This is a genomic window from Actinoplanes sp. NPDC051470 (assembly GCF_040682035.1).
Lineage (GTDB): Bacteria > Actinomycetota > Actinomycetes > Mycobacteriales > Micromonosporaceae > Actinoplanes.
On sequence record NZ_JBFBAA010000006.1, the window covers coordinates 139,816 to 153,811 of the forward strand.

14 protein-coding genes are annotated in these 13,996 nt (G+C 72.3%); 8 read left to right on the top strand and 6 right to left on the bottom strand.

Annotated elements, in window-relative coordinates; translation table 11 throughout:
• Positions 1-77: 77 nt before the first annotated feature.
• Both AB0M54_RS13505 and AB0M54_RS13510 read right to left on the bottom strand, forming a co-directional pair.
• Entirely contained in the window at positions 78-1,127 is a 1,050-nt protein-coding gene (locus AB0M54_RS13505) for a S66 peptidase family protein (RefSeq protein ID WP_364470978.1), read from the bottom strand.
• A gap of 21 nt (positions 1,128-1,148) precedes the next feature.
• Positions 1,149-2,066, bottom strand: coding sequence for a LysR family transcriptional regulator (locus AB0M54_RS13510; RefSeq protein WP_364470980.1), 918 nt, complete (start codon positions 2,064-2,066; stop codon positions 1,149-1,151).
• 71 nt (positions 2,067-2,137) lie between these two features.
• Between AB0M54_RS13510 and AB0M54_RS13515 the strand changes: the two genes are divergently transcribed.
• Positions 2,138-3,037 (top strand): DMT family transporter, encoded by a 900-nt coding sequence (locus AB0M54_RS13515; RefSeq protein ID WP_364317466.1) that lies wholly within the window; start codon positions 2,138-2,140, stop codon positions 3,035-3,037.
• Here AB0M54_RS13515 and AB0M54_RS13520 read toward each other — a convergent pair.
• Complete coding sequence (locus tag AB0M54_RS13520; protein WP_364470982.1) at positions 3,034-4,566, bottom strand: heparinase II/III family protein; 1,533 nt, start codon at positions 4,564-4,566, stop codon at positions 3,034-3,036. The two genes, AB0M54_RS13515 and AB0M54_RS13520, sit on opposite strands and share 4 nt — an antisense overlap.
• A gap of 215 nt (positions 4,567-4,781) precedes the next feature.
• Between AB0M54_RS13520 and AB0M54_RS13525 the strand changes: the two genes are divergently transcribed.
• Positions 4,782-5,621, top strand: coding sequence for a class I SAM-dependent methyltransferase (locus tag AB0M54_RS13525; protein ID WP_364470984.1), 840 nt, complete (start codon positions 4,782-4,784; stop codon positions 5,619-5,621).
• On the opposite strand, the gene AB0M54_RS13530 is transcribed toward AB0M54_RS13525, so the two are convergent.
• A complete protein-coding gene (locus tag AB0M54_RS13530; RefSeq protein ID WP_364317461.1) occupies positions 5,593-6,705 on the bottom strand; it encodes a hypothetical protein in 1,113 nt (370 codons plus the stop codon). The genes AB0M54_RS13525 and AB0M54_RS13530 overlap by 29 nt on opposite strands.
• Before the next feature lie 136 nt (positions 6,706-6,841).
• Positions 6,842-7,492 carry a helix-turn-helix domain-containing protein gene (locus AB0M54_RS13535; protein WP_364470986.1) on the bottom strand — a complete coding sequence of 217 codons (651 nt, stop codon included), beginning with the start codon at positions 7,490-7,492 and terminating at the stop codon, positions 6,842-6,844.
• Between the two features lie 109 nt (positions 7,493-7,601).
• Here AB0M54_RS13535 and AB0M54_RS13540 point away from each other — a divergent pair, with 109 nt between their 5' ends.
• From AB0M54_RS13540 to AB0M54_RS13560, 5 genes are all read left to right on the top strand, one after another.
• Complete coding sequence (locus tag AB0M54_RS13540; RefSeq protein WP_364470988.1) at positions 7,602-8,804, top strand: cytochrome P450; 1,203 nt, start codon at positions 7,602-7,604, stop codon at positions 8,802-8,804.
• A gap of 5 nt (positions 8,805-8,809) precedes the next feature.
• The gene (locus AB0M54_RS13545; protein ID WP_364317455.1) at positions 8,810-9,007 is read left to right on the top strand and encodes a ferredoxin; all 198 of its coding nucleotides are present in this window, start codon (positions 8,810-8,812) and stop codon (positions 9,005-9,007) included.
• A gap of 12 nt (positions 9,008-9,019) precedes the next feature.
• Positions 9,020-9,892: a class I SAM-dependent methyltransferase gene (locus AB0M54_RS13550; protein WP_364470990.1), complete on the top strand. Its 873-nt coding sequence runs from the start codon at positions 9,020-9,022 to the stop codon at positions 9,890-9,892.
• A 55-nt stretch (positions 9,893-9,947) separates the two neighbouring features.
• Positions 9,948-11,450: a D-alanyl-D-alanine carboxypeptidase/D-alanyl-D-alanine-endopeptidase gene (gene dacB, locus AB0M54_RS13555; protein ID WP_364470992.1), complete on the top strand. Its 1,503-nt coding sequence runs from the start codon at positions 9,948-9,950 to the stop codon at positions 11,448-11,450.
• A gap of 90 nt (positions 11,451-11,540) precedes the next feature.
• Positions 11,541-12,422, top strand: a complete 882-nt coding sequence (locus tag AB0M54_RS13560) for a hypothetical protein (protein WP_364470994.1) — start codon at positions 11,541-11,543, stop codon at positions 12,420-12,422.
• 52 nt (positions 12,423-12,474) lie between these two features.
• Here AB0M54_RS13560 and AB0M54_RS13565 read toward each other — a convergent pair whose 3' ends face one another.
• Positions 12,475-12,825: an STAS domain-containing protein gene (locus tag AB0M54_RS13565; protein WP_364470996.1), complete on the bottom strand. Its 351-nt coding sequence runs from the start codon at positions 12,823-12,825 to the stop codon at positions 12,475-12,477.
• A gap of 106 nt (positions 12,826-12,931) precedes the next feature.
• Between AB0M54_RS13565 and AB0M54_RS13570 the strand changes: the two genes are divergently transcribed.
• Positions 12,932-13,996 carry a chemotaxis protein CheB gene (locus tag AB0M54_RS13570; protein ID WP_364470998.1) on the top strand — a complete coding sequence of 355 codons (1,065 nt, stop codon included), beginning with the start codon at positions 12,932-12,934 and terminating at the stop codon, positions 13,994-13,996.

Genomic DNA, 13,996 nt, shown 5'->3' on the forward strand with positions numbered 1-13,996 from the left:
AGTGGGGTGGGTCGGTCCTGGGAGTGGGTGAGAAATGACGTGGGCGTGGGCGCAGAATCGCGGGATCGGGGCGATTCCTAGCGATAGTCGGCGAAGATCCTGCGCTCCGCGCCGTCAACGGTGACCTGACCACCGTGCGGCAGGATCCATTGCGGCCGGGTGTGGCCGAACGGCACCCCGACGCAGACGACCGCCTCGGGGTTGTAGCGAGTCACCACCTCGACAACCGCATCCCGCTGTTGTTCACGCAACCGCGCCCGATGCGCGGCGGCCGGTCGCCGGGTGGGATCCGAGACCGGCGGACGTGCGACCACGACCGCGTCGACCATGCCGAGGAGGCCACGCTCGCCGAGGGAACGGACGATCCAGCCGACCTCGCGGGCGGGCATCAGCTCCTCCGACGTCTCGATGATCAGCACCCCGCCTCGCAGAACCTCCGGGGGGAACGGGAACCGCCCGGCCGTCAGAATCCACTGGATGACTTCGAGGCAGCCTCCCCAGGTGGCGCCGGTGACGGACCGCCGCGGCCCGAACCAGCTCCACGGCTCGGTCGGCTCACGTTCCCCGAAGGACTCGAGGGCCCGCGGATCGGCCCAGTCGATTCCGTAGTCCTCGGATTCGCCCGGATCGGTGATCTCCAACCGCTCTCCGGTGAGCAGCGCCGCCCGCAACGACCGCGCGTGGATGTCGTCCACGGCCGGGCCCGGACCGAGGTGAACCTGCGACGATCCGCCGTAGAAACTGGCGAGACCCAGGGCCCAGAGCCAGTGGTGCAGGTTGGTGTTGTCGCTCGTGCCGAGGAACGGTTTCGGATCGGCTCGGGCGAGGCCGGCGTCCAGGTGCGGGATGACCGTGATCTGATCCTCGCCTCCGATGACGGCGAGAACGCCGCGGACCTGCGGGTCGGCGAAGGCGGCGTTGATGTCCGCCGCTCGCGCCTCCGGTGCCGCGCCGACGACCCGGGTGGTCGGGTATTCGACCGGAACGAGGCCGGTCACGTCGGCGAGCCGTCGCATGGCCTGCTCGTGAAGCTGGGGATAGGCGCCTGCCGCGGCGAAGGACGGCGAGATGACGGCGATCTGGTCCCCGGGACGGGCCTTCCGCGGACGTGCGAGCTCATGCCTCATGCCGACATTCAACAGCTACGGCTACACCGCGGCGGGAAGGGCGGCGACCGTGTCGCGCAGCGACTGCAGCAGCGCCTCGGTCAGCGGGTCGGGGCGGCGGCGCCGGGCCGTCACCACGCCGACGTAGCGGGTCGGGCCGGGCGGCGTGAGCGGCACCGGCACCAGCCCGCCCTGGTCGGCGACCAGCGCCACCTGCGGGATCATGCTGATGCCGACCTCGGCCCGCACCAGCGACTGGGCGAAGACGTAGTCGGTGCCACGGCAGGCCACGCGCGGCTCGTAGCCGGCCATCGCCGCGTAGCGGTCGAGCATGTCGCCCATCTCCAGGCAGCCGTGCACCCAGCGCTCGCCGGCCAGCTCGGCGATGGTCAGCGTGTCGCGACCGGCCAGCGGGTGGGCGGCGGGCAGCACCACGAACATCGGGTCGTCCATCAGCGGGGTCCAGATCAGGCCGGTGCGGTCGTCGGGGCCGACCGGTGGCGGGCCGTCGAAGTGGTAGACCAGGGCCAGGTCGGCGGCGCCCGAGCGGACCTGCGGAAGGCTGTCTTCCGGCTCCTGCTCGAGCACGGTGAACTCGACGCCGGGGCGCTCGGCGGCCAGGCGCCGGAGCGCGGCGGGCAGGAGTCGCTGGCCGCCGCTGGTGAACGTGGCGACGGTCATCCGGTCGGTGCGGGCGTGGGCGAGGCGGTCGAGCTCTTTCCGCGTACGCGAAAGCTCCGCGGTCACGGCCTCGGCCGACGCGACGAGCAGCCGCCCGGCCTCGGTCAGCTCGACACCGCGGGTGCTGCGCTCGACCACCGCCGAGCCGACCGCCCGCTCGAGCGCGCTGATCTGCTGGGACACGGCCGACGGGGTGAGCCGGAGTTCGGCCGCCGCCCGGTTGAAGCTGCCGTGCCGGGCCACCTCGGCCAGGATCTGGAGGCGGCGTACGTCGATCATTAGCGCTCCTTAACACGGCACAAGCAAGTCGCCACTACCGCTTAATACCGTACGCCGAGAGGCTGGACCTTGTGAATCGCCGAGCTTGGTCCCTCTTCGTCCTGGTCTCCGTCCTGTGGGGCATCCCGTACCTGCTCATCAAGGTCGCCATCGAAGACCTGTCGCCGGGCCTCGTGGTCGCCGGCCGGGTCGCCATCGCCGCCCTGGTGCTGGTGCCGATCGCCGCGCGGCGGGGCTCGTTGCGGGCCCTGCGCGGCCGGTACGGCACCGTGGCCGCCATCGCGGTGATCCACGTGGTGATCCCGTTCCTGCTGATCACGTACGGCGAGACGCACATCTCCTCGTCCCTGACCGGCCTGCTCATCGCGATCGAGCCCGCGGCCATCGCCCTGCTGATGATCCGCCGCGAACCCCTGACCCCCGGCCGCGCGGCCGGTCTCGTGGTCGGCTTCGCCGGCGTGGCCGTGCTGGTCGGGCTGGACGTCTCCGGCGACCGGCTCGGCCTGCTCGGCGCCGGGATGGTGCTGCTCGCCGCGCTCAGCTACGCGGTGGCGACGATCATGGTGCAGCGCCGCGCGGCCGGCCTGCCGCCGGAGGCGCTCGCGGCCGGCACCACCTCGGTCGCCGCGGTGCTGCTGGCCCCGATCGGCCTGCTGACCCTGCCCACGGCCCCGGTGCACGCGCTGTCCTGGGCCGCGCTGGTCGCGCTCGGGCTGCTCTGCACGGCGCTGGCGATGCTGGCCTTCTACGAGCTGATCGCGATCGCCGGGCCCAGCCGGGCCGGCCTGGTCACGTACGCGAACCCGGTCGTCGCCGTGCTCCTCGGCGTGGTCCTGCTGAACGAGAGGTTCGGCGTACACACCCTGGTGGGTTTCGGGTTGGTCGCCGTGGGCTGCTGGCTGTCCACGCGGCGCCCGGCCCCGGCAGCTCCGCCGGCGGAACTGCCGAAGCAACCGTCGGCGATGGTCTAACGCACCTGGAAGCGGGTGGTGCACTCGCGGCCGTTGTTGGCGATGGTGATCTGGTAGGCGGGCTGCTTCACCCCCGCCGACGGGAAATGCCAGCCGGCCGTCTCGGTGCCGACCGCGCCCCGCTGCACCTTGGCGATCCGGCCGGTCGTGGTGACCGTGAGCGTGCGCCCGCCCGGGTGCTTGAACACCATCCAGTCACCGGAGCGGCTGGTCAGCTTCCACTTCGGATCGAGGTGCCACGACTGGCTCCACTTCTCGGTGTTCTCGAACGAGTCGGACACCGTCATGCTGCCCGGCTCGACCTCGATCGCGCGGGTGTGCGGCACCAGGAACAACTCGTCCCGCACGGTCACGATGTGCTTCTGCGGAGTGATCGACGCCTCGGTGAGCTTGGCCTTGCCCCCGGCGACAAAACCCGGTTCGGGTACGGCCACGTTCTCGCCCTGGGGCGTCAGCTGATACGTCCGGAAGGGATCGTCGTGGTTGTAGCTGTGCCGCCCCGCCCCGACCAGCACCCGGACGCCGTCGGCCCAGAAGGTCACGCCGCCGGCCTGGTCGCGGTGCCCGTGCGCGCGGCGGTCCGGACCGTAGCGGACCGTGTAGTGCGTGGTTTCCGGGTCGGTCCAGCTCCACCGCCCGCCGAAGAACCCGGCCACGTCGTCGCGTACCGACGGGGTCGCGCCCAGATCAAGCGGCCGGCCCTTGCCCTCGTCCGAGTCGCCGAACTGCACCAGGTTCCCGTCCGGCTGGGTCATCCAGGCCAGCATCCGGTACGCGTCGTCGACCGTCCGGCGGATCTTCGAGGCCGTGTCCCGGCTGCCCGGCGAGGTCTCCAGCAGGTCGGCCGCCTCCGCCCACAGCACCGCGTTGACGTGCTGGTACTGCGCCGACTGCTCGAGTGACGTACCCATCGGCGAGAAGGCTCGCGGCGCCTCCCGGGCGATCCGGTCGAGCGCGTTCCGCTTCCAGCCGGCGCGGTGCAGCAGGTCGGCCGCCCGTACCAGCTGAAGGTTGGCCATCAGCCCGTGGTTGTGCACGGTGTGGTGCGGCGGGCCGTAGTAGCGGCCGCTGAACTGCACCGCCGCGTCGGCCTCCATGCCCGGCACCAGATCCGCCGACCGGGTCAGCGTGTACAGGCAGTTCTCGGCCTCCAGCCGGCGCATGGCCGTGCCCTCGTCCCAGCCCTCGGCCTGGCGGCCGGTGTCCGGGTTCTCCTGGTGGAACGCGACGGCCTGGGCGACCAGCGCGTCGAGCACCGCGGTCTGGCCGTCGGCGTGCGCGCGCCCGGCGATCGGCCGCATCCAGGACAGGCCCAGGAACTTCAGTTTCCAGCTCAGATCCCCGATCGGTGTACGGCGCCAGGTCTCGGCCGGGATGCGGCCGACGATGAACGGCTTGGCCGGCGGCAGGTTCACCGTGACCCGGCCGGTGTCCGCGACGCGGTCGGCGGCCGGTGGACCGCATCGCGCATCGGACGCCTGGATGGTCGGCCAGGCCGGTTCCGGCCCACCCGTCAGCTTTTCCCCCATGTCCGTCACGTGCGCCGCCGTGACGACGACGATCGCGACGAGAGAGGCCGCGGCTGCCGCGACTCTCCAATGTGTGATTCGCACGAACGGTCAGATGCCGTGTCCGGAGGAAACGTTGTGCGGACTTCGGGGATACGTCCATTCCTGTGACTTGTCGAACAAACGGACAATAGCCGCCAGACGCCGTCAAGTCCGGCGTGTGGTAGGCCATCGGGGTGACTTCCGAAACGGCGCCGGAGAACCTCCGGACCTTCTACGCCGACCCCGATCTCCTTCGTGATCGGCAGCAGACCTACGCCGGCGCCGGTTTCGCCGGCTGGGTCCTCGAGCGTCTCGATCTTCGTAAGGTCGGCGATGTGCTCGACGCGGGGGCGGGGGTCGGCCGCTTCACGCTGCCGGTCGCGCAGCGCCTCGCCGACCGGCCGGCCCGGGTGGTCGCGGCCGACCTGTTCGACGGCATGCTCCGCACGATCACCCGGGCGGCCGTCCAGCGGGGTGTGACGGTCGGGACGCTGGTGGCCGACATCCAGGCGCTGCCCTTCCCGGCCGGCCGCTTCGACCTGGTGCTGGCCAACCACGTGCTGTACCACCTGCCCGACCTCGATCGAGGCGTCCGGGAGCTGGCCCGGGTGACCCGCCCGGCCGGTGTTCTCGTGGCCACCACGAACGCCGACGACATCCCGGTGGCGGTGATCGACCTGCACCGGGCGGCCCTGGACCGGATCGGCGCCCCGGCCGAGCCGGCGGAACCGTCCACGTTCTCCCTGCGCAACGGCGAGGCGGTGCTGCGCCGGTCGTTCCACGACGTCACCCTGCACACCTTCCGCGACCAGCAGGTGTTCGCGGACGCCGCCGAGCTGGTCGCGGCCTACCGCACGACGGGGCGGTTCCGTGCCGCCGTGGAGAAGACGGGCGCCGACCTCGATGGCGCCGCGTCGCAGGTCGCGGCCGAGTGGGCCAACCGGCAGGGTGGCAGGCTGACCAGCCCGATCGTGATGGGCGCCTTCGTCTGCGCCGGCCCCCGGCCTACGGCGAGTAGCCCCAGACCATCATGAGGTAGACGCCGTAGCCGGCCGAGATCACGGTCAGCAGGGCCAGGACCGTGATGGTGACGTGGCGGCGGGCCTGGGCCAGGGCGAACGCTATCGGGATGAGCAGGGGGAAGGCCGGGATCAGGAGACGGGCCTTGGCGTTGTAGTAGCCGTCGCCGAACAGGGACATGGCCACGATGGCGGCCGCGTAGACGGTCAGCTGCCACGGGACGCGGTCGAACAGGAGGATGACCAGGAGGGCCACGGCCACCAGCAGGACCAGGACGACGGTGTAGAAGGCCAGCGGGTTGGCCTTGGTGAGCAGGCCGTGGGTGGTGCTCACGGTGTACGAGCCGGCGTCGTACGACATCTTCCAGGCGTCGTTCTGGACGTGGAAGTAGCCGTCGGGGCGGCCCAGGCGGTAGCCGACCCAGGCCATGTAGCCGAGCAGGCCCAGCGGCGCGAGCAGACCGCCCAGCCAGGGACGCCAGCCGTCGCGGCGGCCGATCACGGCCAGCAGGGCGCTGAGGCCGACGACCAGGACCACGGCGGCGGCGGTCGGCCTGGTCAGGCCGGCCAGCAGGCAGAGCAGGCCGGCGGTCAGCCACTTGCGACGGAGGGTGGCGTACAGGGCCCAGGCGGTCAGGCCGGTGAACAGGGTTTCGGTGTAGCCCATCGACTGGACGATCGCGTGCGGGATCACCGCCCACAGGCCGGCCAGGATGATGCCGGTGGCGCGGTCGCGCAGGTGGGCGCCGATCGCGTACAGGGCCCAGGCGGCGCCGAGGCCGGCCAGCCAGGACAGCAGGATGCCGGCGCCGCGGGCGCCGCCGGGGAGGACCGGGTCGAGCAGCGCGGTCAGTCCGGGGTAGAGCGGGAAGAACGCCAGGTCGGTGAGCCCGAGGGACCCGTCCGGTTTAAGCGGGATGGCGGTGTCGTAGCCGTTCGAGGCGATGTCGGCGTACCAGATCGCGTCGTACCGGCCGAGCATCGTCCACAAGCTCTTGCCCTGGTCGGCGGCGAAGAGCGCGGCGAGCACCAGGCCGACCAGGCGGAGTCCGGCGTAGAGGGCGACCGCGGGCCAGGCGGCGCGGACGCCGATGCTCACAGTGGAGCGTGCCGGAGGCCGCCGCTGCGCCGGAATAGCGGCGGTGACCTCGGAGAACGTCTGTGAGTGCGACAAATCGACAATCCCCGTTGGGCAAGCGGCACGAACGATCGCGCAGCCTACGCGCCACTGTGGATCAGCGGGTGACCGGGGCTCGGAACAGACCCTCGATCGCGTCGACGAGACCGGCCGCCGTCGCCGACCAGACCTCGGCGGCGGCCGCGGGGTCGGCGGGCAGCGTGCGTTCGCGCTGGGCACACAGGTGGACCAGCAGCGTGTGGGCCATCTCGCCCCGGTCGGCCCGGACCGGCGGGGACAGGCCGGGCAGGCAGCGGTTCAGGCCGGCGACGACGGCGTGCAGCGTCGGGGCGTCGTGCATCTCGACGCTGGCCAGCTCGCGCAGCTGGGGTTCGGTGAGCAGCTGGGCGGCGAAGCGGGCGTACCAGGTGGGTGGTCCCAGCGAGGCCAGGTGCGCGGTGAACGGCAGCACCACGCAGGTGACCCAGTCGCGCAGGGCCGTGCTCCGGGCGTACCGCCGAAGGAGCTCTTCCCGCTGTTTCTCCATCGGGCCGGAGTGGCGCTGGATGATGGCGCGGACCAGGTCGGCCTTGGTGCCGAAGTGGTAGCCGACGGCGGTGTTGTTGCCCTGGCCGGCGGCCTCGCTGATCTGCCGGTTGGAGACCGCGATGACACCGTGCTCGGCGAACAGGCGCTCGGCGGCGGCCAGGATCAGCCCGCGCGTGTGCGACACCTGTTCGGTACGGCTGACTCGCGGCGGGGAACTCATGGTGATGGTCAGAATAGGCGCTCTGTGCCTAAGTCAGTCACTTGATTGAGGGCGGCGGGTGCGGTTGGCTGATTCGCGGTGATACGTCCCCGCTAGGGAAGGACGCTCCATGCCCGACACAGATGTCCGTGAATTTCCGATGCCTCGGGCCGCCGGGTGCCCGTTCGACCCGCCGCCGGCGCTCAAGGAACTACAGGAAGAGGCTCCGATCGCCCGGGTACGGCTGCCCGACGGCGCCACCGCCTGGGTGGTGACCCGGCACGCCGACCAGCGCGCCGTGCTCGCCGACCGCCGGGTCAGCTCGGACATGACGCACCCCGGCTACCCGCGTGGCGGCCCGGTCCGCGAGGGCCCGGGCAAGATCGGCTTCATCCTGATGGACGATCCGGAGCACGCCCGCCTGCGGAAGATGGTCACCGCGCCGTTCATGATCAAGCGGGTCGAGGCGATGCGCCCGGCCATCCAGCGGATCGTGGACGACCGCATCGACGCCATGCTCGCCGGGCCGAACCCGGTGGACCTGGTCGAGGCGTTCGCGCTGCCCGTACCCTCGCTGGTGATCTGTGAGCTGCTCGGGGTCCCGTACCGCGACCATGATCTCTTCCAGCACAACAGCAGACAGCTGATCAGCCGGTCGGCGCCGATCGAGCAGCGCGGGGCGGCGTTCCAGGCGCTGCACGACTATCTCGACGATCTGCTGGCCGAGAAGCTGGAGCGGCCCGGCGACGACCTGCTCTCGGGCCTGCTCGAGCGGGTCCGGGCCGGCGAGCTGACCCGCGGCGACGCGGCCGGCATCGGCGTGCTGCTGCTGATCGCCGGGCACGAGACCACCGCCAACATGATCGCGCTGGGCACGATGGCGCTGCTGGACAACCCGTCGCAGCTCGCCCTCCTGCGTGACACCGACGACCCCAAGGTGATCGCGGGCGCGGTCGAGGAGCTGCTGAGGTACCTCAACATCACCCACAACGGACGGCGCCGGGTCGCGCTGGAAGACCTCGAGGTGGCCGGTCGGCTGGTCCGCGCCGGCGAGGGCCTGATCATGGCCAACGACATCGGCAACCGCGACCCGTCGGTCTTCGACGACCCCGACCGCCTCGACGTCACCCGGGACGCCCGGCGGCACGTGGCCTTCGGGTTCGGCGTGCACCAGTGCCTCGGCCAGCCGCTCGCCCGGGTCGAGCTCCAGGTGGTCTACCGCACGCTCTACCGGCGCGTTCCCACGCTGGCGCTGGCCGTCGACCGCGACCGCATCCCGTTCAAGCACGACAGCGTCATCTACGGCGTCCACGAACTCCCGGTGAGGTGGTAGATCCGATGAACATCGACATCGATCAGGACAAGTGTGTTGCCTCCGGCCAGTGCGTGATGACCGCCCCCGAGGTCTTCGACCAGCGCGACGAGGACGGCGTGGCGTTCCTGCTCGTCGATGCCTCGGACGCCTCGTCGGCCGAGGACGTGCGCCAGGCCGCCGCCCTCTGCCCGGCGGTCGCCATCACCCTTCGGGAGCAGTGACATCCTGTACGGATGAGCGACCGCCGCTGGGACACCGTGCTGACCTACCTGGCCGCCGCGGCGGGACCGACCGGCGTGATCGCGGTGGACGGTCCGGCCGAGGCGGCCGCCCTGCTCGCCGCCCGGCTGCGCGCCCGCTCGATCGAGGTCTCGCCGTCCGGTGACGTGGTCGTCCGGGCGCGTACCTCGCGCTCGGACGGCCGCCGGGACGACGTCGCCGCCGTCGTCGACCTGTCCGACCCGTCGTGGCCGATCCTGAGCCACGCCGACCCGGCCCGGCTGCCGGCCGAGCGCTGGTACAGCACCGAGTCACGGGCGTTCTTCGCGGTGCGGGCGGCGCGCTGGGACGCCAAGTTCGGCGACGATCTCCCGGCGTACACGGCGGCGGTCTCGTCCTCGTCGGTCCGGCCCGGCGGCGTGGCCATCGACATCGGCTGCGGCACCGGCCGGGCGCTGCCGCCGTTGCGGGACGCGGTCGGGCCGGCCGGCACGGTCATCGGCGTCGACCACACGCCCGAGATGCTCCAGGTCGCGGCCGGGCGGGCGCGAGCCTCCGCCGCCACCCTGGTGCAGGGCGACGCCCGTCAACTGCCGTTCGCGACGGGTACGGCCGACGCGCTGTTCGCCGCGGGCCTGGTGACACATCTGCCCGAGCAGGACGAGGCGCTGTCCGAACTGGCCCGGATCACCCGCCCCGGCGGCCGCCTGATCCTCTTCCACCCGACCGGCCGGGCCACCCTGGCCGCCCGCCACGGCCGCACCCTCGATCCGTCCGAACTGCTCGCCGCCGACGTCCTGCCCGCGGTGATGTCCCGCACCGGCTGGTCCCTGCTCAGCTACGACGACGCACCGGATCGTTTCCACGCCGTGGGTCAGCGGAACTGACCAGGCTGCCCCTATGCTGACCCCCATGGTCACCAGGGGTAGGCGAATCCTCATCGTGAGTGCGGTCGTGGCGCTGGTCGGCGCGGTCGGCCCGGCGTCCCAGGTGTCCGGCGCCCCCGGCGATCCGGCCCTCACCGCCGCCCTCGACCAGGTCTTCGCCGACGCCCGGCTGGCCGGCGCGACGACCGGTGTGGAGGTCCGCGACGCGGCGACCGGCGCCTCACTGTACGAACGGGCCGTCAACCAGCGGCTGATCCCCGCCTCCAACCAGAAGGTCCTCACCTCGATCGCCGCCCTCGAGCTCCTCGGGCCCGGCCACCGCTTCCACACCGACGTGCTCACCCACCACGGCGACCTCTACCTGCGCGGCACCGGCGACCCGACCGTGCTGGCGAGCGACCTCGACGCCCTGGCCACCCAGGTGGCCCGCTCCGGGGTCCGGGTGGTCCGCGGCGACCTGGTGGCCGACGACACCTGGTTCGACGACGTCCCGCTGGGCACCGACTGGGCCTGGGACGACGAGCCGTACTCGTACGCCGCCCCGATCTCGGCCCTGACCCTGGCCCCCGACACCGACTATGACGGCGGCGCCGTCATCGTGGAGTCCCGCCCCGGCCCGGCGGCCGGCGCGCGGGCCGCGATCACCCTGGTCCCGCCGAACCATTACGTCCGGGTCGTCAACCGGGCGACCACCGGCGCGCCCGGCAGCGCCAACACCCTGTCGGCGGTCCGGTCGCACGGCACCAACACGATCCTGGTGACCGGCTCGGTCCCGGCCGGCGCGACCACGGCCGGCCAGGACTATCTGTCGGTCGAGGACCCCACGGCGTACGCGACCTCGGTCTTCCGCGACGCCCTGGCCCGCCACGGCGTCAAACTCCGCGGCCGCGTGACGACGGGCGCCACCCCGGCGGACGCCAAGATCGTGGCGACCGACCAGTCGATGCCCCTGAGCGAGATGCTGACCCCGTTCCTCAAGCTGTCCAACAACATCCACGCCGAGGTCCTGGTCAAGACCATGGGCCGGCAGGCCTCCGGCGAGGCCTCCTGGCCGGCCGGCATGCGCGCGATCGACGGCGCCGTGTCCGCGCTGGGCGTCAACACCGCGGTGATCCGTTCGGTGGAGGGCTCCGGCCTGAGCCGCCGCGACTGGCTGACCACCCGCCAGCTCACCACCGCCCTGCTGGCCGCACAGACCCGCCCGTGGTTCACCACCTGGTACGCCGCCCTGCCGATCGCCGGCCAGCCCGACCGCCTGGTCGGCGGAACCCTCCGCAGCCGCATGACCGGCACCCGCGCGGCCGGCAACGTGCACGCCAAGACCGGCAGCCTGACCGGCGTCAACGCCCTGTCCGGCTACGTCACCGACGCCTCGGGCCGCCGCCTGGTCTTCGCCATGCTGGTCAACACGTCCCTGGTGAGCGCCACACCCATCCTCGACGCCGCCGCCGTGACCCTGGCCAACGCCGGCGCCTCGACGCCGGCCACGGCCCGCATCGCGCCGCCCGCGTCAGCCCCCGCCGACGACGTCGAGTGCGCCTGGGTCAAGGCCTGCTGACTCCCGCGACCACGGGGCTTGACGGCGTCTGGTTGCATTTCGGTCCGGAGTGGACCACGGGGGTCCGCGGGAGAAAGCGGAAGGCACAACATGACACGGGGGATTCGCCGCGGCGTGGTCGCGGCGTTGGTCGGTGCGTTCGTGGCGCTGAGCGGGGCAGGGGCCGCGGTCGCGGCGCCGGCCGACGGGCCGTTCACGATCTCGGCCACCGACCTGAAGTACGGGCAGCCCGACCTCAACGGGTGGCGGTCGGCTCAGAACACAGTCACCTTCACCAACACCACGTCGGAGGCGATCGAGTTCCCGGTCCTGACGTTCCCGGTGAACGGGCGGGACCACGCCATGCACGCCGACTGGAGCGGCTGCCCGGTGATGTTCGGGCGTTCCAACGAGCTCGTCTGCATCACGGAGCCGATCGCGGCGGGGGAGACCACCACGCTCACGCTGCCGTGGGGCACCAACCAGCGGCCGCCGGGCGGAGTGGCTCACGTACGCATCGAAAAGGGTCTCGACCGGGACGGGAACGTCGAGGCCGGCACCGTCAGCCGGACCAGCTACCGGGTGTCGTTCGCCAAGCTGACCGGCGCCTTCGACATCACCGCCACCGACCTGCGGTACGGGCCGGTGGAGGAGGACGGGTTCCGGCGGGGCAGCACCACCGTCACGATCACCAACCTGACCAAGCGGGCCGTCCCGTACCCGCTGATCAGCTTCCCGAGCAGCGCCGGCACGCCGGAGCACACGCTGTGGAGCGACTGCCCGGTGGTGTTCGGGCAGCGGGACAAGACGGTGTGCCAGGCCGAGCCGCTGGCCGCGGGGGCGTCGGCCACGCTGACCTTCCCGTTCCTCACCGACTCGGCGTGGACCGAGTTCGAGGCCAACGTCCGGGTGGACGCCGGCGCCGACGACAAGGGCACGGTCATCGAGGGCACGGCGGCCGGCACGCAGTTCACGGTGTTCGAGTCGGCGTGACACGAAGCGGCGCGGCCGGGGAGTCCCGGCCGCGCCGCGTGCGTGGTCGCGCTCAGGGGGTTTCGAGACGGCCCAGGATGTCGAGGATCTCGAGCACCCGGCGGACGGCGGGGCGCAGGTTGCGCACGGTGAGCATCATGCCGTGCCCGGCCGCGATGGACCGGCAGGCGAGCAGGGAACGGGCGCCGGCGGCGTCGATGAATGTCAGGCCGGCGAGGTCGAGGGCGATCGTGCCGCCGGCGCCCGGCGCCCGGACCAGCGCATCGAGCAGCAGGCCGGCGGTGTCGCGGTCGAGCTCACCGGTCACGGCGAGGACGGAACCGTCGTGGCCGGCGTGACTCGGCTCGACAACCTGGAAGATCGGCTCGCCCACCGAGTCGAGGGAGAGCTGACGAGGTGTCATCCCGTACTCCCGGGTCGAGGAACTGCTCTCACCCTACCCGGGCCGGATCGATGCGGCACGGGTCGACACGAGGCGTAATCTCGGGGTCCGGGGGTATGACAGACCGATGGCGGGTCATCGAGATGTGGTCGCGGTCGGCGCCTCCGCGGGGGGCGTCGAGGCGTTGCGTGCGCTGGTCGGCGGGCTGCCGCCGAACTACCCGGGCGCTGTGCTGGTGGTGCTGCATGTGCCACGCGACGCTCCCAGCGCCCTCCCGGGCATCCTCAGCCGCAGTGGCCCGCTGCCCGCGGCGACCGCCGTCGACGGCGAGCACCTGCGCGGGGGCCGGATCTACGTGGCCCCCAACGACCACCACCTGCTGCTGCTGGACGGCCACCTCCGGCTGACCCGTGGACCGGCCGAGAACGGTCATCGGCCCGCGGTCGACCCGCTGTTCCGGTCGGTGGCGCGGGCGGTCGGCCCCCGGGCGGTCGGTGTGGTGCTCTCCGGCTCCCGTGACGACGGGGCCGCCGGGCTGTCCAGCATCGTGGGGCGGGGCGGCACCGCGGTGGTCCAGGACCCGGACGACGCCCTCTACCCCTGGATGCCGCGCGCCGCTCTCGCCGAGGTGGACACCGAGCACGTCGAGTCCGCCGCCAAGCTCGGCGGCCTGATCGCTGGGATCACCGCCATGGACCTGCCCGAGAACACGCAGGCCCGGCTGTCCGACGCCATGCTGGACGCCGAGGTCAGCATGTCGGAGCTGGGCCCGCTCACCTCCGACGAGCTGGCCCTGCCGCCGTCCGGCTACGGCTGTCCGTCGTGCGGCGGGGCGTTGTTCCAGATCGATGTCGACCGGACGCCTCGGTACCGCTGCCGGGTCGGGCACGCCTGGTCGCCGGAGAGCCTGCTGGACGAGCAGGCGATCGCCCTCGAGGGCGCGCTCTGGATGGCGCTGCGTGCCCTGGAGGAGAAGTCGGCGCTCAGCCGGCGGCTGGCCGGGCGGGATCAGCGGCGGCACGGGTCCAGCGGCGACCGGTTCCGCCGGATCGCGGCCGACGCCGAGGCGGCGGGCCAGACCATCCGTCAGCTGATCTCGCAGGTGGGCTCCTCGCTGCCCGCGACGGACGATCCCGCGCCGCCGACCGGCGGTCCAGGCACGCTGACCGATCCGGCGCCCGGCGTGCGCTAA

Excerpts from the sequence above, each read along its gene's own strand:
- AB0M54_RS13550 (WP_364470990.1), top strand. The coding sequence starts at position 9,020 with ATGAGCGACCGCCGCTGGGACACCGTGCTGACCTACCTGGCCGCCGCG.
- AB0M54_RS13540 (WP_364470988.1), top strand. The coding sequence starts at position 7,602 with ATGCCCGACACAGATGTCCGTGAATTTCCGATGCCTCGGGCCGCCGGG.
- AB0M54_RS13570 (WP_364470998.1), top strand. The coding sequence starts at position 12,932 with ATGGCGGGTCATCGAGATGTGGTCGCGGTCGGCGCCTCCGCGGGGGGC.
- AB0M54_RS13535 (WP_364470986.1), bottom strand. The coding sequence starts at position 7,492 with ATGAGTTCCCCGCCGCGAGTCAGCCGTACCGAACAGGTGTCGCACACG.
- AB0M54_RS13510 (WP_364470980.1), bottom strand. The coding sequence starts at position 2,066 with ATGATCGACGTACGCCGCCTCCAGATCCTGGCCGAGGTGGCCCGGCAC.
- AB0M54_RS13565 (WP_364470996.1), bottom strand. The coding sequence starts at position 12,825 with ATGACACCTCGTCAGCTCTCCCTCGACTCGGTGGGCGAGCCGATCTTC.
- AB0M54_RS13505 (WP_364470978.1), bottom strand. The coding sequence starts at position 1,127 with ATGAGGCATGAGCTCGCACGTCCGCGGAAGGCCCGTCCCGGGGACCAG.
- AB0M54_RS13520 (WP_364470982.1), bottom strand. The coding sequence starts at position 4,566 with ATGGGGGAAAAGCTGACGGGTGGGCCGGAACCGGCCTGGCCGACCATC.
- AB0M54_RS13560 (WP_364470994.1), top strand. The coding sequence starts at position 11,541 with ATGACACGGGGGATTCGCCGCGGCGTGGTCGCGGCGTTGGTCGGTGCG.
- AB0M54_RS13545 (WP_364317455.1), top strand. The coding sequence starts at position 8,810 with ATGAACATCGACATCGATCAGGACAAGTGTGTTGCCTCCGGCCAGTGC.